Raw genomic sequence first — 21266 nt, forward strand, 5'->3', positions numbered from 1 at the left:
CTTGGAGGACAAACCTCTTCTACAGCAGCTCCGCTGCCTCGTTCACCAGCCTTGACGAACAGTCCCCACGCCTAACTGAACGGCGTTGGGTCTAGCGGTCTACGAGGTCTGATCGGCGAAGCGCCGGGCCGGTCCGCCGGCCCGGCGCTTCGTATGTCGTTTGTCGTATGGCGTACGAGGATCCGCGACGCTAGCTCTTCTTGCCCGCCGTCGCGGTCGCCGTCGCCGTCGCCGCGTCGTCCAGGGTGTCCTCCGGCTCACGGCCCGGCGTGGGGATGTTGAACTTCGTGATCACGAAGCGGAACAGCAGGTAGTAGACGACGCCGAACGCCAGCCCGATCGGGATGATCAGCCACGCCTTCTCGCTGTGCGACCACCCCAGCAGATAGTCGAAGAGCCCGCCCGAGAACGTGAAGCCGCTGCGTATCCCGAGCGCCCAGGTCAGCGCCATGGACACACCGGTCAGCACCGCGTGGATCCCGTAGAGCACCGGCGCGATGAACATGAACGAGAACTCGATCGGCTCCGTCACACCCGTGACGAAGGCCGTCAGCGAGACCGAGATCATCATGCCCATCACGGCCTTGCGCCGCTCCGGACGGGCGCAGTGCGCGATCGCCAGACCGGCGGCCGGCAGCGCGAACATCATGATCGGGAAGAAGCCGGTCATGAACATTCCGGCCGACGGGTCGTCGTGGAAGTAGCGCGCGATGTCACCGTGGTACGTCTGCCCGCCCGAGCTGAAGTCGCCGAACTGGAACCAGGCGAACGAGTTCAGCAGCATATGCATGCCGACCGGGATCAGCAGCCGGTTGACCACCCCGAAGATTCCGGAGCCGACCGCGCCGTTCGCCGAGAGCCACTCGGAGAAGCTGTTGAGGCCATCGCCGATCGGGCCCCACAGATAGCCGAAGACGACGCCGTAGAGCAGCCCCGCGAAGGACATCAGGATCGGGATGAAGCGGCGGCCGCTGAAGAAACCCAGCCAGTCCGGGAGCCGGGTGCGGTGGTACTTCTCCCACAGCACGGCAGCGGTCAGCCCGACCACGATGCCGCCGAGGACGCCCGGGTCCTCCGGCTTGCCGGTCACATCGCTGACGAAGCCGGTCAGGATGTTCTTGTAGACGAGGAAGCCGACGAGGGCGGCGAGCGCGGTGGTGCCGTCCGACTTCTTCGCGAAGCCGATGGCCACGCCGATGCAGAAGAGCAGGGCCAGGTTGTCGAAGAGCGCGCCGCCCGCGTGGGCGAAGATCTCCGCGAGCTTGTTCCAGCCGAGTCCGGTCTTGCCGAAGACATCGTCCTGGCCGAGGCGGCTCAGGATGCCCGCGGCGGGCAGGGCGGCGACGGGCAGCTGGAGGCTGCGTCCGATCTTCTGCATACCCTTGATCAGACCCGCACCCCGCTTCTGGGCGGGCGCCGCCGAGGCCGTGGCCGTACTCATCGGATTCCTCCTGGTGAGGCGGGCTCTCGGGAATGGGGGTGGCCCGCGATATGGTCTACACCACAAGTGGTGTAGACCTGTTGTAGCACGTGAGGATCCGATAAGAGAATCCATCGTTCCATGTGGTCTGAACCACTGATGACCCGGGGGTGCGAGCGGGTGCCGGGGTGCCGTCCGTTCATCCAACCCGCATAATGGTGTAGACCACTTGGCGATACGACAGGAGTGGACATGGCCAGCAAGGCTGAGAAGATCGTCGCGGGGCTCGGCGGTATCGACAACATCATTGAGGTCGAGGGCTGCATCACCCGGCTCCGCACCGAGGTCAAGGACCCCTCCCTCGTCGACGAGGCCGCACTGAAGGCCGCGGGCGCGCATGGCGTGGTGAAGATGGGCAGCGCGATCCAGGTCGTCATCGGCACCGACGCGGACCCCGTCGCCGCCGAGATCGAAGACCTCATGTGACCTGCTGAGCCATCGGCCGTCCCCCGGGGACGCCGCCGGCCCAGGGCCCCGATCCTCACCGGACCGGGGCCCTCCGTGTTGCCGATAGGCTCATCTCATGTCTCGTATCGACGGCCGCACCCCCGATCAGCTCCGCCCCGTGACCATTGAGCGCGGATGGAGCAAGCACGCCGAGGGCTCCGTCCTCGTCTCCTTCGGCGACACCCGTGTCCTGTGCACCGCGAGCGTCACCGAGGGCGTACCGCGCTGGCGCAAGGGCAGCGGCGAGGGCTGGGTCACCGCCGAGTACGCGATGCTGCCGCGCGCCACCAACACCCGCGGCGACCGCGAGTCCGTCCGCGGCAGGATCGGCGGCCGTACGCATGAGATCTCCCGCCTCGTCGGCCGCTCGCTGCGCGCCGTCATCGACTACAAGGCGCTCGGCGAGAACACCGTCGTCCTGGACTGCGATGTCCTCCAGGCCGACGGCGGCACCCGCACCGCCGCCATCACGGGCGCGTATGTGGCCCTCGCCGACGCCATCGGCTGGGCCCAGGGCAAGAAGCTGATCAAGGCCAACCGGCAGCCGCTGACCGGGACCGTCGCCGCCGTCAGCGTCGGCATCGTCGGCGGCGTCCCCATGCTCGACCTCTGCTACGAGGAGGACGTGCGCGCCGAGACCGATATGAACGTCGTCTGCACCGGCGACGGCCGCTTCGTCGAGGTACAGGGCACCGCGGAGGGCGAGCCCTTCGCCCGCGAGGAGCTCAACGGGCTGCTGGACCTCGCCGTCGCGGGCTGCGGCGCGCTGGCCGTCATCCAGCGCGCGGCGCTCGACACGGTCCTGTGAGCAACCAGCGAGCGGCGCTTGGCGTTTAGTCAGGTACCAACAGGTACGTACCGACACCCGGCCGCGGGAGCGCGCATCGCGCCCCGCGGCCGGTCCACCGGGGAGGGGACCCGTTCCATGGCGCCGCGCCACTACCGCCGCCGCACCACCACCGCCATCACCGCACTCGCCGCCGTCGCGCTCGCGGTGCCGATCACCGTCGGCTGCAGCGCCGTGGAGAAGGCCCTCGACTGCGCCCAGCTCGCCGTCGAGATATCCAACGACGTCGACAACCTCCAGGACGCCGTGACCGGCGCCGCCGTCAACCCGGACGACGCCGACAAGATCCTCGACGCCCTCGACAAGGACATCGCCAAGGTGGGCGACCGCACCGACAACGCGGACGTCGGCAAGGCCGTTGACAACCTCCAAAAGGCCGTGGACAACGTCCAGAAGTCCGTCGACAGCGGCAAGAACCCCGATCTGACCCCCGTCAAGGACGCGGCGGGCGAGCTGACCAACGTCTGCACCCCCTGACGTCCCCTTGATAATCAGAGCCATGCAGCAACGTTCCGAGGGACACCTCCCGCACCCCCGCCGCCTGATCCTCGCCACCCGCAACGCCTACAAGATCACCGAGCTGCGCTCGATCCTGGGCGAATCCGGCCTCGACGTCGAACTCGTCGGCGCCGACGCCTATCCCGAGGTCCATGACATCAAGGAGACCGGTGTGACCTTCGCGGAAAACGCCCTCCTCAAGGCCCACACCCTGGCCCGGGCCACCGGCCACCCGGCCATCGCCGACGACTCCGGCCTGTGCGTCGACATCCTTGGCGGCGCCCCCGGCATCTTCTCCGCCCGCTGGTCGGGCGGGCACGGCGACGACCGCGGCAACCTCGACCTGCTGCTCGCCCAGCTCGCCGACGTCCCCGACGAACACCGCGCCGCCCACTTCGAATGCGCCGCCGCCCTCGCCCTCCCCGACGGCACCGACCGCGTCGTCTCCGGCCGGCTCACCGGCACCCTCCGCCACGAGCCCACCGGCGGCGGAGGCTTCGGCTACGACCCCATCCTCCAGCCCGACGGCGAAACCCGCACCTGCGCCGAACTGAGCCCCGAGGAGAAGAACGCCATCAGCCACCGCGGCAAGGCCTTCCGGGCGATCGCCCCGATCGTCCGCGAACTGCTGGGGTGAGCGGAGCGACAACGAAGGGGCGGTCCGCTGGCTCAGCGGACCGCCCCTTCGCATCCAAGGTCAGTGCGGCCGGTGGGACTCGAACCCACATGGGATTTCTCCCAAGGGCACCTAAAACCCTCGCTTATACCAATTCAGCAACGGCCGCCAGGCAAGCCATCCTAGCGGTCTGACAGCTTCCGTGACACACGAGTACGGCTCAGGCGCCGACCCGGCGCTCTCCATGGCGTCTACCGCCTCGACACCAGGTGCTCGTGACGGCGTGGCAGTTGGCCCACCATGCGAGAGGTCCCGCACCGAGGCGGTGCGGGACCTGTCGGGGAAGGGTGGGCTCAGAGGTCCAGGTCCTTGATGATCTTGGCTACGTGGCCGGTGGCCTTGACGTTGTAGAGGGCGCGCTCGACCTTGCCCTGTTCGTCGACGATGACGGTCGAGCGGATCACGCCGGTGACCGTCTTGCCGTAGAGCTTCTTCTCGCCGAAGGCGCCGTAGGCCTCGAGGACCTCCTTGGAGGGGTCGCCGAGGAGGGTGACCTTGAGGGACTCCTGCTCGCGGAACTTGGCGAGCTTTTCGGGCTGGTCGGGGGAGATGCCGATGACGTCGTAGCCGTGGCCGGAGAGGAATTCGAGGTTGTCGGTGAAGTCGCACGCCTGCTTGGTGCAGCCCGGGGTGAGGGCGGCGGGGTAGAAGTAGACGATGACCTTGCGGCCCGCGTGGTCGGCGAGCGAGACCTGCTTGCCGTCCGCGTCGGGGAGGGTGAAGGCGGGGGCGGTGCCGCCGGGCTGCAGTCGCTCGCTCATGATCTGGTGCTCCTCGTGGCTTCGGGGGTACATACCGACATTAGCCAGCTTCCCGACCGGGGGTGCCGTGGGGCGCAGATGAGGGTGAGCTGACAGACTGTCCATTACGAATCATCGAGACTGACGGAGGCAGCGCGGTGTCGGATGCCAGGACCCCTGCGCAGATCGAGGCGGACATCGCCCGCAGACGGCAGGAGCTCGCCGTGACGCTCGACGAGATCGGGGTGCGGGTGCACCCGAAGACGATCATGGGGGACGCGAAGGCGAAGGCGGCGTCGGCCGTGGACCGGACCGCGGGGCGGGCGTATGTGTCCGCGAACCGGGTGGTCACGAATGTGCGCGGCCAGTTCGTGTCGGAGGAGGGGGCGCCCCGGATGGAGCGGATCGTGCCGGCCGCGCTCGTCGTGGTGGGGCTGGTCGCGCTGCTCGCGCTCTCCTCGAAGTCGTCGAGGTCCTCGAAGTCCTCGAAGTTCCCGAAGTGCTCGAAGCGGCGTCGGTCCTAGGGCCGACGGGGGCTGTGGCTGCCCTGGGGCGCCGGTACGCCGCCCGGCCAGGTACGGTCGTAATGTGAGTGCGAACACGTCCCATGACAAGCTGCCCATCCGGATGCTGCACGACCGGGTGCTGGTCCGTACCGACATTCCGGAGGGCGAGCGCCGGTCGACCGGCGGCATCGTCATCCCGGCGACCGCGGCGGTCGGCAGGCGGCTGGCCTGGGCCGAGGTGGTCGCGGTCGGGCAGAGCGTACGGACCGTGGAGCCGGGCGACCGGGTGCTCTACGACCCGGAGGACCGGGCCGAGGTCGAGGTCCGCGGGGTGGCCTATGTGCTGATGCGGGAGCGCGATCTGCACGCGGTGGCCGCGGAGCGGCTGGAGGGCGCCGAGGACTCCACGGGTCTGTACCTGTAGGACGCAGCAGACGCAGCAGACGAACAGAGGGTGGTGACGTTCCGCGTCACCACCCTCTGCCGTGCGTCAGCCGCTCTCCGGGTCTCCCGGGTCTTCGGGTCCGCCCGGCCCCCCGCCCCCGGGATCGAAGGTCGGGTCATCGGTCGGGAAGCCGTCGGTCGGCGGGGTCGTCGGCGGCTCCGTCGTCGGCTCGGCCGGCGGGCTGTAGGTGGGCTCCGTCGGGATCGAGGGGTCCGACGGGACCGTGGCCGGGGGAGTGGTGACGACCGGCGGCAGGGGGGCGGGGGGCTCGGGGCTGGCCGGCGGGTCGTACGGGGTGTCCGTACCGTCCTCCAGCCGCAGGTCGAAGTCGGCCGGCGGCTTTCCGTCCAGCGCGCCCGCGGTGTACTGGGCCCAGATCTCGGCGGGGTAGCCGCCGCCGTTGACGCGGTCCAGGCCCGTCGCCCCGTACAGCGGCTTCTGTACGCCCGTGTTGGAGTCCTGGCCCATCACGGCCACCACGGTCGCCAGATCCGGGGTGTAGCCCGCGAACCAGGCGGCCTTGTCCTCCTCCGCGGTGCCGGTCTTGCCGGCCGCGGGGCGCTCGGCGGCCTGGGCGGCGGTGCCGGTGCCGCCGTCGACCACGCTCTGCAGTATCGAGGTGGTGGTGTCGGCGGCGCTCCGCGGAATGGCCTGCCGGCTGTCCCGCGCCGGGAGCTTGATCTGCGCACCGTCCTTGGTCATCTCCGCGACCAGGCTGTACTTCCCGTGCTCGCCGTGGTTGGCGAGGGTCGCGTAGGCCTCGGTCATGTCCAGCACGCTGGCGGTGGCGGGGCCGAGCGCGATGGAGGGGGAGGCGTGCAGATCGGGGGTTTTCTTGGGGACGCCGAGGTCGATGGCGGTCTGCTTGACCTTGGCGGGGCCCACGTCCTCGGCCATTTGCGCGTACACGGAGTTCACCGAGTTGTCGGTGGCCGTGGTGACGTCGATGTCGCCGTAGTCGACGTCGTCCTCGTTGGCGGGGGAGTAGCCGGTGGGGCCGTCCGGGCCGATGACCTCACGCTCGTTGTCGCCGTTGTAGAGCGTGTCCTGGGTGATCGTCTGTCCGTCCTGGGTGGTGGCCCCATAGCGCACCGCCGAGGTGAAGACAAATGGCTTGAAAGTGGATCCCACCTGGTAGTCACGGCGCGTCGCGTTGTTGACGAACTGCTTGGTGTAGTCGATCCCGCCGTAGAGGGCGACCACCTTCCCGGTCTTGGGATCGATCGAGGCGCCGCCCGCCCGGACGTACGAGTCGACCTTGCGGTCCTTGCTGAGCTTGCTCATCAGCCGGTCCCGCACGGCCTCGGTGAAGGCGTCCTGCTTCTTCTTGTCGATCGTGGTGGTGATGCGGTAGCCGCCGCGTGCCAGGGTCTGCTCGTCGATGATCCCGTTGCTGGTGAGGTAGTCCTCGACCGCCTCGACGAGATAGCCGCGCTGCCCGGACATGCCGGAGGGGGCCCTGGCCTCGGTGGGCGCCGGGAAGGTCATCTTGTTGCGCTCGGCCCGGCTCAGCCAGCCCTTCTTGACCATGCCGTCGAGCACATAGTTCCAGCGGGCCACCGCCTGCCGCTTGTTCTGCGGATGGGAGACGATGTCGTACGCGCTGGGGGCGTTGAGCAGGGTCGCCAGATAAGCGCTCTGCGCGGTGTTGAGCTTGCCGATGTCCTTGCCGTAGTAGGCCTGGGCGGCGGCCTGGATCCCGTAGGCGTTGCGGCCGAAGTAGCTGGTGTTGAGGTAGCCCTCAAGGATCTTGTCCTTGCTCACCTCGCGGTCCAGCTTGATCGCGATGAAGAACTCCTTCACCTTGCGGCTGACCGTCTGCTCCTGGTCCAGGTAGTAGTTCTTCACATACTGCTGGGTGATGGTGGAGCCGGACTGCTTGCCCTTGCCGGTGGCGGTGTTCCAGGCGGCGCGGACCATCGCCTCGGGGTTGATCGCCGACTCGGAGTAGAAGCCCCGGTCCTCGGCCGCCAGCACCGCGTGCTGGGTGCGCTTGGGCACCTGGCTGAGCGGGACGTTCTCCCGGTTGACCTGGCCCTCGCGGGCCAGCTGGGAGCCGTCGGAGTAGAGGAAGACATTGCTCTGGGCGATGGCGGCCTTGTTGGCCGCGGGGATGTCGACGAGCAGATAGCCGGTGACGAGCCCGCCCGCGACCAGCAGGACGATCAGCAGAAAGCCGCCGAGCACCAGGCGCCAGGTGGGGAGGAGGCGGCGCCAACCGGTGCGCCGGGGCCGGCCCTTTCTGCCCTTGGCGGGTTTGCCGTCCGCGCGGTCCATGCCGACCACGCCGTCCATGCCGTGGGTGGCGGGGGTGTCACCGTTGGTGTCGTTGGTGCTGTGCCGGTCGCCCGTTGCGGCGGCGTCGCCGTCGATCAGCTGGGGCTCGTCGCTCATGTCTCCTGAGACTCCTCGGCCGCCGTCGAGGGTTGCGCCGCGGCGGAATCGTGCACGGTCGGGCGATTCGCGTCGTACGCCCCATAAAACACTGTCGCATCATCCGTTCCGGGCCGGGGCTGTGGCGCGCACCTGTGACTGGTCTGTGACCGGCCGAATGGATGATTTCCCTCACACCATCCGGTGAATAATGCCTGGCCGTCTGATCGGCCGTCGGACTAGGCTCCTGTGCTTTGGCGCCGGTCGGGTCGCCGGGTCTTCGGGGAGGGAGGCGGGCGAATGCGGCTGTATATGGCCGTCGCGGTGAGCGGGTTCAAACGCTACGCGACCTACCGGGTCGCCACCGTGGCCGGGGTGTTCACCAATACCGTTTTCGGCTTCATCGTCGCCTATACCTACACCGCGTTGTGGGACGAGCGACCCCATCTCGGCGGTTATGAGCTCTCCCAGGCCCTGACCTTCGTCTGGCTCGGCCAGGCGCTGCTCGCGGCCGTCGCGCTGCTCGGCGGCGGCTTCCAGGAGGAGCTGCAGGAGCGGATCCGCTCCGGTGACATCGCCGTCGACCTCTACCGCCCCGTCGACCTCCAGCTGTGGTGGCTGGCCGGAGAGCTCGGCCGGGCCCTGTTCCAGCTGCTCGGGCGCGGTGTCGTGCCGATGGCGCTGGGTGCGCTGGTCTTCGAACTCAGCCTGCCTTCCTCCCCGCTGACCTGGCTGTGTTTTCTGCTGTCGGTGGTGCTCGCGGTGTGTGTCGGCTTCGCGGTGCGCTATCTGGTCGCGCTCGCCGCCTTCTGGCTGCTCGACGGCTCGGGACTGGCCATGATGAGCGGGCTGCTGTGTCTGTTCTTCTCGGGGATGATCCTGCCGCTCAATGTGTTTCCCGGGCGGCTCGGCGAGATCGCCCGCGCGCTGCCGTGGGCGGCGATGCTCCAGGTGCCCGCGGACATCTTCCTGGAGGAGCGCCGGGGGACGGGGCTGCTCCGGGCGTTCGGCTTCCAGGTGGGGTGGGCGGTGGCGCTGTTCGCGGCCGGGCGTGCGCTGCAGTCGGTCGCCACCCGGAAGGTGGTCGTCCAAGGTGGCTGACTCCGCCCTGGGGCAGGGACTGCGCGCCTACGCCCTGATCGTGGCGATGTGGGTGCGCTCCACGATGGCGTATCGCACCTCGTTCCTGATCATGACCGTCGGGAATTTCGCGGCGACCGCGCTGGACTTCGTGGCGATCGCGCTGATGTTCTCTCACATCGGTACGCTCGGCGGCTTCACCCTCGCCGAGGTGGCCTTTCTCTACGGCACCACCAGCACCGCCTTCGGCCTCGCCGACCTGGCGCTCGGCACCATGGGCCGGCTGGGCCAGCGGGTGCGTGACGGGACGATGGACACCCTGCTGGTACGGCCCGTGCCGATCCTCGCCCAGGTCGCCGCCGACCGCTTCGCGCTGCGCAGGCTCGGCCGGGTCAGCCAGGGGGCGCTGCTGCTCGGCTGGTCGCTGACCCGGCTGGACATCGGCTGGACGGCCGACCGGGTGCTGCTGATGCCGGTGATGCTGCTGAGCGGGGGCGCGATCTTCGGGGCGCTGTTCGTGCTCGGCGGCGCCTTCCAGTTCTGGGCCAAGGACGCCTCTGAGGTGCAGAACGCCTTTACGTTCGGCGGGACCACGCTGCTGGAGTACCCGCCGACGGTCTTCGGGAAGGAACTGCTGCGCGGTGTCACCTTCGTGATCCCGCTGGCCTTCGTCAACTGGCTGCCCGCGCTGCACATCCTGGGCCGGCCGAATCCGCTGGGGCTGCCGGGGTGGCTCGGCTTCGCCGCCCCGCTGGTCGCGGCCGGCTGCTGCGCGGTCGCGGGGCTGGCGTGGCGGGCGGGGCTGCGCGCGTACCAGAGCACCGGGAGCTGAGGGGGACCGCGAGATGGACGACTTCATCGAACTCGACGGCGTCGAGAAGGTGTTCGAGGTGCGGCGCAGGGCCGGGCTGCTGCGCCGTGAGCGGCGCGAGGTGCGCGCCGTGGACGGCATCAGCTTCCGGGTGCCGCGCGGCGAGATGGTCGGCTACATCGGCCCGAACGGCGCCGGGAAGTCCACCACCATCAAGATGCTGACCGGCATCCTGGTGCCCAGCGGCGGGCGGCTGCGGGTCGCCGGAATCGACCCCTCACGCGAGCGGACGCGGCTCGCGCGCCGGATCGGCGTGGTCTTCGGACAGCGGACGACCCTGTGGTGGGATCTGCCGCTGCGCGATTCGTACGCGCTGGTGCGGCGGATGTACCGGATCCCGGACGACCGCTACCGGGAGAACCTGGACCGCTGTGTCGAACTGCTCAACCTCGGCGCGCTGCTGGACGTGCCGGTCCGTCAGCTCTCGCTCGGCCAGCGGATGCGCGGCGATATCGCGGCCGCCCTGCTGCACGACCCCGAGGTGCTCTATCTCGACGAGCCGACGATCGGGCTCGATGTGGTCAGCAAGGCCAAGGTGCGGGAGTTCCTGCGCGAGGTGAACGCCGAGCGCGGCACCACCGTGCTGCTCACCACCCACGATCTGACCGATATCGAACAGCTCTGCAAGCGGGTGATGGTCATCGACCACGGCCGGCTGGTCTACGACGGCGGTCTCGGCGGGCTGCACGCGGTGGGGGAGAGCGAGCGCACCCTCGTCGTCGATCTGGAGCGGGAGCTGCCGCCCATCGAGATCCCCGGTTCGCGGACGGTGAAGGTCGAAGGGCCCCGGCAGTGGCTGGCGTTCCCGGCGACCAGCAGCGCGGCGCCGATCGTCGCGGCGGTGGCCGACGGCTATCCGCTGGTGGATCTGTCGGTGCGTGAGCCGGACATCGAGGACGTCATCGCCAGAATGCTCTTCTCGCGGCGGCCGGGGATGTGAGACGGCCCAGGGCGGGCGGCCGCTATTAGTCTGTCCGTATGACGAGCGCTGGTTCTTCCCAGGGGGCGAGCCCCGACCTTCCCGGCGACGCCCGGATGAGGGCCTCCGACGCCGAGCGGGAGCGTGTCGCCGAGGCGCTGCGGGAAGCCGTCGCCGAGGGCCGCCTGGACATGGAGGAGTTCGAGGAGCGGCTGGAGGCGGCGTACGAGGCGCGCACCCACGCCCAGCTGGAGCCGCTGGTACGGGACCTCCCGGTGCCCGGCTCGGCCGCCCTGGGCGCGCTGTCCGCGCCCGTCGGCGACCGCACCGGCCGGCGGGAGCGGATCGGCGGCGCGCCGACCTCCCGGATGGGGATCGCGATCCTGGGCGGCTTCCAGCGCAAGGGCACCTGGACCGCGCCGCGCGCCTTCACCGCCTTCGCGTGCATGGGCGGCGGTGAGATCGATCTGCGCGAGGCCCGCTTCGAGGCCCGGGAGACGGTCATCCGCTGCTTCGCCCTCATGGGCGGGGTGAACGTCATCGTGCCGCCGGACATCGAGACGCATGTCGGCGGCATCGGCATCATGGGCGGCTTCGACCACTCGGGTACCGCCGACGGCGAGCCCGGCGCGCCGCGCGTGACCGTCACGGGCCTGGCGCTCTTCGGCGGGGTCACTGTCGAGCGCAAGCTGCGCAAGGACGAGCACAAGCGGCTCAAGGCGGAGCGGCGCCGGCTGAGGGCGGAGCGCCGGGAGCGGCTGCGCGACGCTCGCCGGGACCGCCGTGAGCTGCGGGACTAGAGCGTCGCCGCCGCGCTGCCCCTGAGGTCCTGCAGGTCCAGCACCCGCGCCATCGCCCGGTAGCCCTCGTCGCTCGGGTGCAGATGGTCGCCCGAGTCGTACGTCGGGCGCAGCCGCAGCGGGCTGATCGGGTCGCGCAGCGCCTTGTCGAAGTCCACGACCTCGTCGAAGACCTTCCCGGCGCGGATCTGCGTGTTGATCTGCTCGCGTACGGCGTCGAGCAGGGGGGTGTAGCCCCGGTGGCCGTAGAAGGGCGTCACGGTGGATCCGATGACCCGCAGGCCGCGCGCGTGCGCCTGCTCGGCCAGCCGCTTCAGCCCGGACACGATCTTGGTCGGGTCGGTCACATGGGGAATGCGCAGTATGTCGTTGACGCCGAGCTCGATGATCACGGCCTTCACGCCCGTACGGGAGAGCACATCGCGGTCGAAGCGGGACAGCGCGCTGGGGTTGTTGGGCGGGAACTGGGTGCCGTCGCTGAGCACCCGGTTGCCGCTGATCCCCTGGTTGAGCACGCCGAAGCGGGGCGCCCCGGGCTCGGTGCGCAGCCGCTCGGCGAGGAAGTCGGTCCACCGGTGGTTGGCCCCGGCGGTGGAGGTGATGCCGTCGGTGATCGAGTCGCCGAGCACGGCGACCGCGCCCTGCGCCTCCTTGGACCACACGTCCACGGCGGTCAGATAGCGCCAGTACGGGCTCTGCTCGGTGTACGCCGCGCCGGCGGTGTCCTCCGTACGGTCGCCGCGCGCCAGATAGGACGTCTGGCGGGCGTGCGGATGGTAGGTGACGGAGCCGGACGCCTGCGGGGTGTAGGTGGTGACCAGCAGATCGGCCGCGTCCGGGAGGGTGAGCCGCACCGGGTCGCTGGTGGTGGCCCCGCCCGGCGGGATGGTCACCCACGGGCGGTTGTCGAAGGTCAGCCGGCGCATGGTGCCGGCCGCCGCGGTGGGGTTGCTGGGGGCCGCGGCCAGCGCCATCGAGGCGTGCGTGATCGTCAGCGGGCGGGTGCTGTAGAAGTTGGAGAGCTGGATCCGGGCGCCGGTGCCGCCGATGCTGGTGTGGACGACGTTCCGTATCGACATGCCCGAGAAGCCACGGAGCGTGTTCGGCTCGGCCGCGGCGGCCGAGGTGGACCAGGTGCCGACCCAGGATCCGGCCGAGGCCGGGGCGGCCGAGCCGCGGGTACCCCGCGCGTTCTCATCCGTACCGCCCTTGTCGCCGCCGACCCCGATGAATATCGCGGTGGAGACGAGGATCACCACAGCCGCCAGCGCAGCGAGCACGGCATAACCCGTGCGTCTGGGCATAGGGGGCATGCTCATGGGCGGGTTTTCTCCTCGGGCGGACGGAGCCCGTGGCTCCGAGAGTGGACGGGAACTGCGACGAGTGCTTCAGCAGCGCCGATGCGGTCCGGTCGGTTCTCCATGATCCCATGGCGTGATACGGGTCCGCCCGTCGGCCTGCTCCCAGTGTGCAGGGTCGCTCCCCCGGACAGACGACGGGAACTCGCCGTTCGTTGCACAAGTGGGCGAGTGAGACAGGAAAGAGACAATGCATAAGGAGACGGCTCGACCGGGTGGAGCGTATGGACCGGACAACGACGGGTGAGACGGCGGGCACGCCGCCCGCGCCGCCAGGGGGCGTGGCGGGCGGCCTTTCCGCCGAGAGCCCCCTCGACGAGGAGCGGCGGCGCGGGGTGCGCCGGATGAAGGCGCTCGCCACCGGCATGCTGCTCGCCGTCGCCCTTGTCTACGTACTCGCCATATGGGGGCGGTCCTCCGGGGTCGGCGGCTGGACCGGCTATCTCGCCGCGGCGGCCGAGGCGGGCATGGTCGGCGCGCTGGCCGACTGGTTCGCGGTCACCGCGCTGTTCCGGCGGCCGATGGGGCTGCCCATTCCGCACACCGCGATCATCCCGACGAAGAAGGACCAGCTGGGGGTGAGCCTCGGGGAGTTCGTCGGGGAGAACTTCCTGTCCGGCGATGTCGTACGGCTGCGGCTGCGCTCGGTCGGCATCGGCAGCCGGCTCGGCGCCTGGCTGGCCGAGCCCGCGCACGCCGACCGGGTGACCGCCGAACTGGCGACCGCGCTGCGCGGCGCGCTCACGGTGCTGCGCGACTCCGATGTGCAGGCGGTGGTGGGCGAGGCGATCACCCGCCGTGCGGACACCCAGGAGATCGCGCCGGGCCTCGGCAAGCTGCTGGAGCGCGTCGTCGCGGACGGCGGCCACCGCCGGGCCGTGGACCTGGTGTGTCTGCGCGCCCACGACTGGCTGGCCGAGCACAACGACTCGGTCATGGAGGCGGTGACCGGTGGCGCGCCCGGCTGGACGCCGCGGTTCGTGGACCGCAGGGTCGGCGAGCGCGTCTACAAGGAACTGCTGCGGTTCGTGACCGAGATGCGCGACATGCCGGACCATCCGGCGCGCGGTGCCGTCGACCGCTTCCTCACCGACTTCGCCGGGGATCTCCAGTCCGATACGGACACCCGGGCCCGGGTGGAGCGGCTGAAGGCCGAGGTGCTGGGGCGCGGCGAGGTGCAGGATCTGATCGCCTCGGCCTGGGCCTCGGTGCGGGCGATGATCGTCTCGGCGGCCGAGGACGAGCACAGCGAGCTGCGGCTGCGGGCGCGGGCGGCGATTCTGTCGCTGGGCACGCGGATGGTGACGGACCAACGGCTGCGCGGGAAGGTCGACGGCTGGCTGGAGGACGCCGCCGTCTATGTGGTGACGACCTATCGGGACGAGATCACCTCGCTGATCACCGAGACGGTGGCCGGCTGGGACGCGGAGCACACCTCGCGGAAGATCGAGGCGCATATCGGCCGGGATCTGCAGTTCATCCGGATCAACGGCACCGTGGTCGGTGCCCTGGCCGGGCTGGTGATCTATACGGTCTCGCAGGCGCTGGGCGCCTAGCGCGGCGTTCCTCTCGAATCTCCCGGCGCTTGTCTGGAAGGTGCGAGCCGCAGGGCCCGCAGGCATGACAGAAGAGGGGCGAATCCGCGGCCACGTCCACGTCCGTGGTGAATGGCGCGACTCCATCGTCTATGGAGTCCTCCGCGAGGAGTGAGCCGCGGAGGGTGGTGACGTCTGGGGCGGCTGTAGCCGCACGTGATGTACGGGCGGCCCCGGTGGGGGCCGCCCCTTATGGTCGATGGGTCGTCAGCAGGCGTCGACGTACCAGACCTTGGACCAGTCGCCGTGCGCGTCGCCGTAGGGGGCGCCCGGGGTGGTGTAGATGAGGTTTTTGTAGTAGTCGTACATCTTCGCCTTGGTGCCGTTGGACTGGTTGTTGTACCAGGAGCCGCCGCTGATCAGGTCGGTCGGGATCGCCTGCAGGTAGCAGTCCCTGAACTTGAACGAGAGATTGCTGTAGTTGGCGTTCTTATAGCCGCAGAAGTAGTACTTCGGACAGCTGGAGGGCGCCGCGGCGATGCGGGGGCCGGAGGCGGGCCGGGCGGCGGCGGAGGTGGAGGCGGCGGCGGAGGCGGCGGCCTGGGCGGTGCCCGTGGCCGTGGCCGTGGCCAGGGCGAGGAACGCGCCCGCGACGAGGGCGGTGCGGCGGAGCCGGGTGCGGCTGGTTGCGTGCGTCACTGGGCTTACCTTTCCTAAGGCTTGTCCGGTTCGCTCCTTACGCGTCACCGGTCACACGGCCAACAATCGGGGCGATCCCCCCCGCCCGCGATGGTTTCGGCCCTGACCGAACCGTGACCGTCGCGGACACGCCACCGGGGGGGACGGGGCGAGGGGGCGGGCGGAATGCTGCGTGTGCGCTGTACGGCTGAGGACCTGCTGCGGGTCACGTTCGCCCGCGAGCCGGCGCCGTTGATGGAGCTGGGGCTGGCGCTGGCCGCGCTGCGGCGGTGCGATCTGCCGCCCGTCTTCGGCAGATGGCAGCAGTCGCTGCGGCGCACGCTGCCGCGTGCGGTGCGGCCGCTGTTGGAGCTGGTGCCGCCCTCGGGGCGGGGGCCGCTGTTCCTGGATCCGCTCAGCCGGGGGCTGGACGACGGGCTGGAGGAGGTTCTGTCGACCCCGGCCGGCTTCGTCCGCTCCGAGCTCGACCGGGTGTGCGCGGCCGACCGCCGGCCGGTGACGGGGTGGCTCCGTGACCTGGCCGAGCAGGACGGGGGCGCCTGGCGGATCCTCGCCGAGGCCCTGCGCGCGGCGTACGACACCGTGCTGGCCGGGTCGTGGAGCGGCGTGCAGTCCGCCTTCGACGCCGAACGTGCCTGGCGCACCCGGCTCCTGGCCGAGCAGGGCATCCGCACCGCGCTGGCCGGATTGGTCCCCGGGGCCAGGTGGTGCGGTACGACGCTGGAGTTCGACTGGCCCGGGGAGGCCGAGTTCGCGCTGGAGGGGCGGGGGCTGATTCTGCTGCCGTCGATGGTGTGGCCCGGCTGGCCCCTGCTCGCCGTACGGCCCGGGAAGCCCGGCATCCTCGTCTACCCGGCGGTGAGCCAGCTTCCGCTGCTCGACCGGCCGGCCGACGCCGAACCCCTGGCCGCCCTGCTCGGCTCCACCCGCGCCGCCGCCCTCACCCTGCTCACCCGGCAGCGCACCACGACCGACCTCGCGGCCGAGCTGTCCATCGCCAAGTCCTCGGCGTCCGAGCACGCCAAAGCGCTGCGCGCGGCCCGTCTGATCACCACGGAACGGGACGGCAAGGCCGTCCGGCACTCCTGCACGCCCCTCGGCCTGGACCTCCTCGCCGGCTCAGGCGGCGCCGGCGGCGGCGCGGTGCGTCAGGAGGCCGTGGACAGATAGCGCTCCAGGGCCTCCACCACCAGGGCGTGGTCTTCGGCCTGGGGGAGGCCGGAGACCGCGACCGTGCCGATGACGCCCGTTCCCTCGACGTGGAGGGGGAAGGCGCCGCCGTGGGCGGCGTAGAGGTCGGGGTCGAGACGGGAGGACGCCTCAAAGGTGGTGCCCTTGGCCCGGAACCGGGTGCCGACGAGATAGGAGCTTGCGGCGTAGCGCTCGACGACGCGGCACTTGCGGTCCAGCCAGGCGTCGTTGTCGGGAGAGGTGCCGGGCAGGGCGCGGTGGAAGAGGCGCTGGCCGGCGCGGCGCACCGAGATGGTGACGGCGGCGCCCCGCTCCTTGGCGAGATGCGCGATCAGGGAGCCGAGACGCCAGGCGTCGTCGTTGTCGAGGTGGGGGAGGCGCAGCCGGCGCTCCTGGTCCTCCAGGCGCGCGATCAGGCCGGCGAGGTCGTCGGTGGGGGTGCTCACGCCGCCTCCTCGATCCGGACCGTACGGACCTCCGCGGCCGACTGGCGGGCCGCCTCCAGGACGCGCAGGGTGGCCGCCGCCTCGGCGGCGGTGACCGGGGGTGGGGTTCCCTCGCGCAGGGCGCTGGCGATGGCGGCGTAGAAGGCGGGGTAGTCGCCGGGGAGGGTCGGGACCGGGACGCCGCCGCCGGTCAGCGGGGACTCGCCCGCGCCCAGACGGCCCCAGGCGCTCTCGGGCTCGGCACCCCACGGTTCGGCGGCCGGGTCACCGGGGCGCAGACCCTCGCGCAGGGCGGCCTCCTGGGGGTCGAGGCCGTACTTCACATAGCCCGCCCGGCTGCCCAGCACCCGGAAGCGCGGGCCGAGCTGGGCCGCGATCGCGCTCATCCACAGATGGGAGCGGACGCCGTTCGCGTGGGTGAGGGCGACGAAGGTGTCGTCGTCGGTCTGCGCCCCCGGGCGGCGTACGTCGACCTCGGCGTAGACCGAGACGGCGGGCCCGAAGAGGGTGAGCGCCTGGTCGACCAGATGGCTGCCCAGGTCGTACAGCAGCCCGCCGGCCTCGGCCGGGTCGCCGGATTCCCGCCAGCCGCCCTTGAGCTGGGGCCGCCAGCGCTCGAAGCGGGACTCGAAGCGCTGCACCTCGCCGAGCGCGCCGTCGGCCATCAGCTGTCGCAGGGTGAGGAAGTCGTTGTCCCAGCGGCGGTTCTGGAAGACGCTCAGCAGCAGCCCGCGGGCGTCGGCGAGGGCGGCCAGCTCCTCGGCCTCGGCGGCGGTCGCGGCGAGCGGCTTGTCCACGACGACCGGCAGCCCCGCTTCGAGGGCGGCGCGGGCGAGCGGGACATGGGTGCGGTTGGGGGAGGCGATGACGATCAGGTCCAGCTCATCGGCCCGGCCCCACAGCTCGTCGGCGGACTCGGCCGGCCGCACGTCGGGATACTCGGCGCGGGCCTGCCGCTGCCGCTCGGGGCTGGAGGTGACGACGGTGTCGAGGACGAGTCCCTCGGTGGCCGCGATCAAGGGGGCGTGGAAGACCGAACCCGCCAGGCCGTAGCCGATGAGCCCGACCCGGGCGGCGGTGCTGTCGTAGGTGGCGTCCATGTCGCCTACTTTGACAACGCTGTTGCCAAAGCGCAAGTGATGACCACAATGGGTGGGTGAACACCACGATGACGGGGGCGGCCGGACCCGGCGCCAATCTGTCCGCCCTGCGCAGCCATAACGCCGCGCTCGTCCTGCGCCTGCTGCGGGACGCGGGCGCGGACGGCGTCAGCCGGCTGGAGCTGGCCGCCCACACCGGCCTCACCCCGCAGGCCGTCAGCAAGATCACGGCACGGCTGCGGACGGAGGGCCTGGCGACCGAGGCCGGCCACCGCGCCTCGACCGGCGGCAAGCCCCGCACCGTGCTCCGCCTGGTCCCGGGCGCGCGCCACGCGATCGGGCTGCACCTCGACCGCGACGAGCTGACGGCGGTCCTCGTCGACCTCGCGGGCATACCTGTGGCCGCGCGCACGGCACCCTTCGACTTCGGGGCGGCGGCGGACGAGGCGGTCGCGGCCGCCACACGGGAGGTCGAGGCCCTCATCAAGGACGCGGGGACCGGCGGCGGCCCGCTGGGCGGTGGGCTGCTCGGAGTCGGCGTCGCCGCGCCCGGACCGCTCGACCACGGCTCCGGAGTGCTCCACCGCGTCACGGGCTTCCCCCACTGGGACGGCTTCCCGCTGCGCGACGCGCTCGCCCAGCGGCTCGGCCTGCCCGTCGTCCTCGACAAGGACACCAACGCCGCCGCGCTGGGGCTGGCGACCGCCGAGTCGTCCGCGTATCTGCATCTGGGCACCGGTCTGGGCGCCGGTCTGGTGCTTGGCGGGGGCGTGTACCGGGGGGCGCGGACCGACGCGGGGGAGTTCGGGCACCAGGTGATCCAGCTGGACGGGCCTCCCTGCGGCTGCGGCAACCGCGGCTGTCTGGAGGCGCTGTGTCTCGCCGCCGTCGCACGCGGCGACGGGGCCGGGGCGGCGCGGCTGCTCGGCGTCGGCGCGGCCAACCTCGTACGGCTGCTCGACATCGACCGCGTCCTGCTCGGCGGCCGGGTGGTACTGGCCGACCCCGGACCGTACGTCCAGGGCGTGGCCGCGCAGCTCGCCGAGGACGCGGCGCGCGCCAGCCGCCCCGCGGTCCCGGTGGACGTCGTGGAGCGGGGCGGCCGGGCGGTGGTGGAGGGCGCGGCGCAGCTGGTGCTCGCGCCGCTCTTCGCCCTGGGGTGACGGGGCGGGGCTGGGCCGATCGAGGGGGTTATTGACGGCCAGTCGGGGTCAATCGGCCGCCCCGGCGGTGTGTCGGCATGCGGACGTGGAATGTAGCGGAGCGCTCGGGGATACGCCGCAGCACAGCAGAGGTCACTCATGCGCTTGCCCACCGCACTTTCCCTACGAGCCGCCCTGCCGGCGGCCGCGCTCGCGCTCGCTCCCGCTCTGTACGGGGTCGCGCCGCACGCCACCGCGGCCGAGCCGACCGCACCGGCCGGGTCTCCCGCACCGGCCGGGTCTGCCGAGCCGGCCGATGCGGCCGAGGCGGCCGAACCGGTCTGCGGGGACCGGAACGCCTCCGACTTCCCGATCGACGCCCACCTCCGCGACGGGCCGGACCACTACGCGCGGGGCAGCGGCTGGTCCGGCTGGCACCTGGAGCTGCGCAACACGACGGACACCGGGTGCCGTGCGATCCACCCCATCGCGGTCCTCGTCGACAAGGGCCATGAGCTGAAGCCCCGCCACATCCGCTTCGAGTTCCTCGACCCGTACGCGGACGGCGGCACCTGGCGGCCCGTCTCCTTCGAGACGACCGACGAGGACGAGAACATCGGGGTGTTCGACGACCATTTCAAGGGCTTCACCGTGCCCGCGCGGAAGACCGTCGATGTGCGGGTGCGGACGAGCTTCACGGCCGACGCGCCCCAGGGCGAGGTCACCGCCAATGTGATCGCTGTACAGCGGCACGCGGACGACGGCGACTGGGTCGGGCAGTCGAACGACTACGACTTCCGGATCGACGACGCGGAGACGGCGGCGGAGACCGAGCCGGAGACGGGAACGGATGCCGGTACGGATGACGCCGGTACGGACACGGATACGGGCGGGACGCCCGCCCGGGAAACCGGCCCGACGGCCGGCCCGACGGCCGCGCCCAGCGCTGACAGCACGGGCGGAACCGCCGACAGCGGGACGGTCCGGGAGCAGCCCGCCGCGCCGAGCCGGACTCCCGGCGCCGGCCACAAGGACGGCAACCCCGCCGCGGCGGCCCCCAGCGCCGCCCCTAGTCCGGTTCCCAGCACGGACACCGACGCCGAGGCCGAGGCCGAGGCCGAAAGCGGCGTCGGCACCGCCCCCAGCGACGGCACCGAAGCTGACACCAAGGCCGACGCCCAAGGCGACACCAAGGTCGGCGCCGTGCCCAGCGCTGCCCCGAGCACCGACACCGAGGCCGAAAGCGGCGTCGGCACCGCTCCCGGCGACGGCACCGAAGCTGACACCAAGGCCGACACCGAAGGCGACACCAAGGTCGGCGCCGTGCCCAGCGCCGTCCCGAGCTCCGACACCGACACCGACGCCGAGGCCGAAAGCGGCGTCGGCACCGCTCCCGGCGACGACACCGAGGCCGACGCCCAAGGCGACACCAAGGTCGGCGCCGTGCCCAGCGCCGCCCCGAGCTCCGACACCGGAGTCAGCGCCGACACCGAGGCGGGGAGCGACCCCGAAGCCAGCGCCGACCCCAGCGACGCCACCGAAGCCGACAGCGATGCTCCTGGCGTCGAAACCGGCACCGACACCAGCACGGATCCCGCGCCCGACACCGATCTGGGCACAGATCTCAGCACCGATCTGGGCACCGATATGGGCACCGATCCCGGCACCGGCACCGGCACCGGGGGCGCCGGCACCGAGACCGGTACCGACCCCGGCACCGACATGGGTACCGATCCCGGCACCGGCACCGGGGGCGCCGACACCGAGACCGGTACCGACCCCGGCACCGACATGGGTACCGATCCCGGCACCGGCACCGGGGGCGCCGGCACCGAGACCGGTACCGACCCCGGCACCGACATGGGTACCGATCCCGGCACCGGCACCGGCACCGGCACCGAGCCCAACGCCGATGCCGGCCACGAGGACGGCAGCCATCAGGACGAGGGTTACGACTCCGACTCCGATCGTTCCGATCGGATGCCGCCCGAGCTCGCCAAGACGGGCGGCCACGGCGCCCTGCTGGCCGGGCTCGGTGTCCTCAGCGTCGCGCTCCTGGCCGGCGGGACCGTCCTCGTGGTGAAGTCCCGGCGCCCGGGGCGCTGAAGAGGCC

The 21266-nt window shown here is 71.3% G+C and carries 21 protein-coding genes and 1 tRNA gene; 14 read left to right on the top strand and 8 right to left on the bottom strand.

The window, feature by feature from the left end; genetic code table 11:
- Nucleotides 1-190: 190 nt before the first annotated feature.
- Entirely contained in the window at nt 191-1441 is a 1251-nt protein-coding gene (locus ABZS71_RS27515) for a PTS transporter subunit EIIC (RefSeq protein WP_356214419.1), read from the bottom strand.
- Nucleotides 1442-1666: 225 nt separating this feature from the next.
- Between ABZS71_RS27515 and ABZS71_RS27520 the strand changes: the two genes are divergently transcribed.
- The 4 genes from ABZS71_RS27520 (at nt 1667) to rdgB (ending at nt 3909) form a co-directional block, all read left to right on the top strand.
- Nucleotides 1667-1906 (top strand): PTS glucose/sucrose transporter subunit IIB, encoded by a 240-nt coding sequence (locus tag ABZS71_RS27520; protein WP_355857443.1) that lies wholly within the window; start codon nt 1667-1669, stop codon nt 1904-1906.
- Nucleotides 1907-2003: 97 nt separating this feature from the next.
- The gene (gene rph / locus ABZS71_RS27525; RefSeq protein ID WP_356214421.1) at nt 2004-2735 is read left to right on the top strand and encodes a ribonuclease PH; all 732 of its coding nucleotides are present in this window, start codon (nt 2004-2006) and stop codon (nt 2733-2735) included.
- A 117-nt stretch (nt 2736-2852) separates the two neighbouring features.
- A complete protein-coding gene (locus tag ABZS71_RS27530) occupies nt 2853-3251 on the top strand; it encodes a hypothetical protein (protein WP_355857448.1) in 399 nt (132 codons plus the stop codon).
- A 22-nt stretch (nt 3252-3273) separates the two neighbouring features.
- On the top strand, nt 3274-3909 hold the full coding sequence (rdgB, locus tag ABZS71_RS27535; protein ID WP_356214423.1) for an RdgB/HAM1 family non-canonical purine NTP pyrophosphatase: 636 nt from the start codon (nt 3274-3276) through the stop codon (nt 3907-3909).
- A gap of 64 nt (nt 3910-3973) precedes the next feature.
- Here the strand turns inward: rdgB and ABZS71_RS27540 are convergent.
- Both ABZS71_RS27540 and bcp read right to left on the bottom strand, forming a co-directional pair.
- Nucleotides 3974-4057, bottom strand: a tRNA-Leu gene (locus tag ABZS71_RS27540).
- A 184-nt stretch (nt 4058-4241) separates the two neighbouring features.
- Complete coding sequence (bcp, locus tag ABZS71_RS27545; protein ID WP_356214425.1) at nt 4242-4709, bottom strand: thioredoxin-dependent thiol peroxidase; 468 nt, start codon at nt 4707-4709, stop codon at nt 4242-4244.
- A gap of 137 nt (nt 4710-4846) precedes the next feature.
- On the opposite strand from bcp, the gene ABZS71_RS27550 reads away from it, so the two are divergent.
- Both ABZS71_RS27550 and ABZS71_RS27555 read left to right on the top strand, forming a co-directional pair.
- Nucleotides 4847-5212 (top strand): DUF3618 domain-containing protein, encoded by a 366-nt coding sequence (locus ABZS71_RS27550; protein ID WP_356214427.1) that lies wholly within the window; start codon nt 4847-4849, stop codon nt 5210-5212.
- A gap of 103 nt (nt 5213-5315) precedes the next feature.
- Nucleotides 5316-5618 (top strand): co-chaperone GroES, encoded by a 303-nt coding sequence (locus ABZS71_RS27555; RefSeq protein ID WP_049719557.1) that lies wholly within the window; start codon nt 5316-5318, stop codon nt 5616-5618.
- A gap of 66 nt (nt 5619-5684) precedes the next feature.
- Here ABZS71_RS27555 and ABZS71_RS27560 read toward each other — a convergent pair whose 3' ends face one another.
- The gene (locus ABZS71_RS27560) at nt 5685-8033 is read right to left on the bottom strand and encodes a transglycosylase domain-containing protein (RefSeq protein WP_356214429.1); all 2349 of its coding nucleotides are present in this window, start codon (nt 8031-8033) and stop codon (nt 5685-5687) included.
- A 279-nt stretch (nt 8034-8312) separates the two neighbouring features.
- Between ABZS71_RS27560 and ABZS71_RS27565 the strand changes: the two genes are divergently transcribed.
- From ABZS71_RS27565 to ABZS71_RS27580, 4 genes are read left to right on the top strand one after another with little or no spacing between them, the layout of a single operon-like run.
- Nucleotides 8313-9113, top strand: a complete 801-nt coding sequence (locus ABZS71_RS27565; RefSeq protein ID WP_356214431.1) for an ABC-2 family transporter protein — start codon at nt 8313-8315, stop codon at nt 9111-9113.
- Between the two features lie 46 nt (nt 9114-9159).
- Nucleotides 9160-9924, top strand: coding sequence for an ABC transporter permease (locus tag ABZS71_RS27570; protein WP_355857484.1), 765 nt, complete (start codon nt 9160-9162; stop codon nt 9922-9924).
- Between the two features lie 13 nt (nt 9925-9937).
- Complete coding sequence (locus ABZS71_RS27575; protein ID WP_355857466.1) at nt 9938-10903, top strand: ATP-binding cassette domain-containing protein; 966 nt, start codon at nt 9938-9940, stop codon at nt 10901-10903.
- A 38-nt stretch (nt 10904-10941) separates the two neighbouring features.
- Nucleotides 10942-11682, top strand: a complete 741-nt coding sequence (locus ABZS71_RS27580) for a DUF1707 domain-containing protein (RefSeq protein ID WP_356214433.1) — start codon at nt 10942-10944, stop codon at nt 11680-11682.
- On the opposite strand, the gene ABZS71_RS27585 is transcribed toward ABZS71_RS27580, so the two are convergent.
- On the bottom strand, nt 11679-12986 hold the full coding sequence (locus ABZS71_RS27585; protein WP_356214435.1) for an SGNH/GDSL hydrolase family protein: 1308 nt from the start codon (nt 12984-12986) through the stop codon (nt 11679-11681). The genes ABZS71_RS27580 and ABZS71_RS27585 overlap by 4 nt on opposite strands.
- Nucleotides 12987-13264: 278 nt before the next feature.
- Here ABZS71_RS27585 and ABZS71_RS27590 point away from each other — a divergent pair, with 278 nt between their 5' ends.
- A complete protein-coding gene (locus ABZS71_RS27590) occupies nt 13265-14596 on the top strand; it encodes a DUF445 domain-containing protein (protein WP_356214437.1) in 1332 nt (443 codons plus the stop codon).
- A gap of 246 nt (nt 14597-14842) precedes the next feature.
- Here the strand turns inward: ABZS71_RS27590 and ABZS71_RS27595 are convergent, their stop codons facing one another.
- Nucleotides 14843-15274 (bottom strand): hypothetical protein, encoded by a 432-nt coding sequence (locus ABZS71_RS27595; protein WP_356214439.1) that lies wholly within the window; start codon nt 15272-15274, stop codon nt 14843-14845.
- Nucleotides 15275-15448: 174 nt separating this feature from the next.
- On the opposite strand from ABZS71_RS27595, the gene ABZS71_RS27600 reads away from it, so the two are divergent.
- Complete coding sequence (locus ABZS71_RS27600) at nt 15449-16444, top strand: ArsR family transcriptional regulator (RefSeq protein WP_356214441.1); 996 nt, start codon at nt 15449-15451, stop codon at nt 16442-16444.
- On the opposite strand, the gene ABZS71_RS27605 is transcribed toward ABZS71_RS27600, so the two are convergent.
- Both ABZS71_RS27605 and ABZS71_RS27610 read right to left on the bottom strand, forming a co-directional pair.
- Entirely contained in the window at nt 16423-16911 is a 489-nt protein-coding gene (locus ABZS71_RS27605; protein WP_355855757.1) for a heme-degrading domain-containing protein, read from the bottom strand. The two genes, ABZS71_RS27600 and ABZS71_RS27605, sit on opposite strands and share 22 nt — an antisense overlap.
- Nucleotides 16908-18011 (bottom strand): Gfo/Idh/MocA family oxidoreductase, encoded by a 1104-nt coding sequence (locus ABZS71_RS27610; protein WP_355855760.1) that lies wholly within the window; start codon nt 18009-18011, stop codon nt 16908-16910. The genes ABZS71_RS27605 and ABZS71_RS27610 overlap by 4 nt, the downstream gene beginning before the upstream one ends.
- A gap of 68 nt (nt 18012-18079) precedes the next feature.
- Between ABZS71_RS27610 and ABZS71_RS27615 the strand changes: the two genes are divergently transcribed.
- The gene (locus ABZS71_RS27615) at nt 18080-19174 is read left to right on the top strand and encodes an ROK family protein (protein ID WP_356214499.1); all 1095 of its coding nucleotides are present in this window, start codon (nt 18080-18082) and stop codon (nt 19172-19174) included.
- Between the two features lie 144 nt (nt 19175-19318).
- Nucleotides 19319-21259, top strand: a complete 1941-nt coding sequence (locus ABZS71_RS27620; protein ID WP_356214443.1) for a hypothetical protein — start codon at nt 19319-19321, stop codon at nt 21257-21259.
- Nucleotides 21260-21266: the final 7 nt, after the last annotated feature.

It is taken from the genome of Streptomyces sp. NPDC005393, assembly GCF_040606675.1.
Taxonomy (GTDB): Bacteria; Actinomycetota; Actinomycetes; order Streptomycetales; family Streptomycetaceae; genus Streptomyces.

Coding starts and splice junctions, on each gene's coding strand:
- rdgB (WP_356214423.1), top strand. CDS start 3,274: ATGCAGCAACGTTCCGAGGGACACCTCCCGCACCCCCGCCGCCTGATC.
- bcp (WP_356214425.1), bottom strand. CDS start 4,709: ATGAGCGAGCGACTGCAGCCCGGCGGCACCGCCCCCGCCTTCACCCTC.
- ABZS71_RS27590 (WP_356214437.1), top strand. CDS start 13,265: ATGGACCGGACAACGACGGGTGAGACGGCGGGCACGCCGCCCGCGCCG.
- ABZS71_RS27515 (WP_356214419.1), bottom strand. CDS start 1,441: ATGAGTACGGCCACGGCCTCGGCGGCGCCCGCCCAGAAGCGGGGTGCG.
- ABZS71_RS27610 (WP_355855760.1), bottom strand. CDS start 18,011: ATGGACGCCACCTACGACAGCACCGCCGCCCGGGTCGGGCTCATCGGC.
- rph (WP_356214421.1), top strand. CDS start 2,004: ATGTCTCGTATCGACGGCCGCACCCCCGATCAGCTCCGCCCCGTGACC.
- ABZS71_RS27580 (WP_356214433.1), top strand. CDS start 10,942: ATGACGAGCGCTGGTTCTTCCCAGGGGGCGAGCCCCGACCTTCCCGGC.
- ABZS71_RS27570 (WP_355857484.1), top strand. CDS start 9,160: ATGTGGGTGCGCTCCACGATGGCGTATCGCACCTCGTTCCTGATCATG.
- ABZS71_RS27560 (WP_356214429.1), bottom strand. CDS start 8,033: ATGAGCGACGAGCCCCAGCTGATCGACGGCGACGCCGCCGCAACGGGC.
- ABZS71_RS27585 (WP_356214435.1), bottom strand. CDS start 12,986: ATGCCCAGACGCACGGGTTATGCCGTGCTCGCTGCGCTGGCGGCTGTG.
- ABZS71_RS27615 (WP_356214499.1), top strand. CDS start 18,080: ATGACGGGGGCGGCCGGACCCGGCGCCAATCTGTCCGCCCTGCGCAGC.
- ABZS71_RS27575 (WP_355857466.1), top strand. CDS start 9,938: ATGGACGACTTCATCGAACTCGACGGCGTCGAGAAGGTGTTCGAGGTG.
- ABZS71_RS27555 (WP_049719557.1), top strand. CDS start 5,316: ATGCTGCACGACCGGGTGCTGGTCCGTACCGACATTCCGGAGGGCGAG.
- ABZS71_RS27530 (WP_355857448.1), top strand. CDS start 2,853: ATGGCGCCGCGCCACTACCGCCGCCGCACCACCACCGCCATCACCGCA.
- ABZS71_RS27565 (WP_356214431.1), top strand. CDS start 8,313: ATGCGGCTGTATATGGCCGTCGCGGTGAGCGGGTTCAAACGCTACGCG.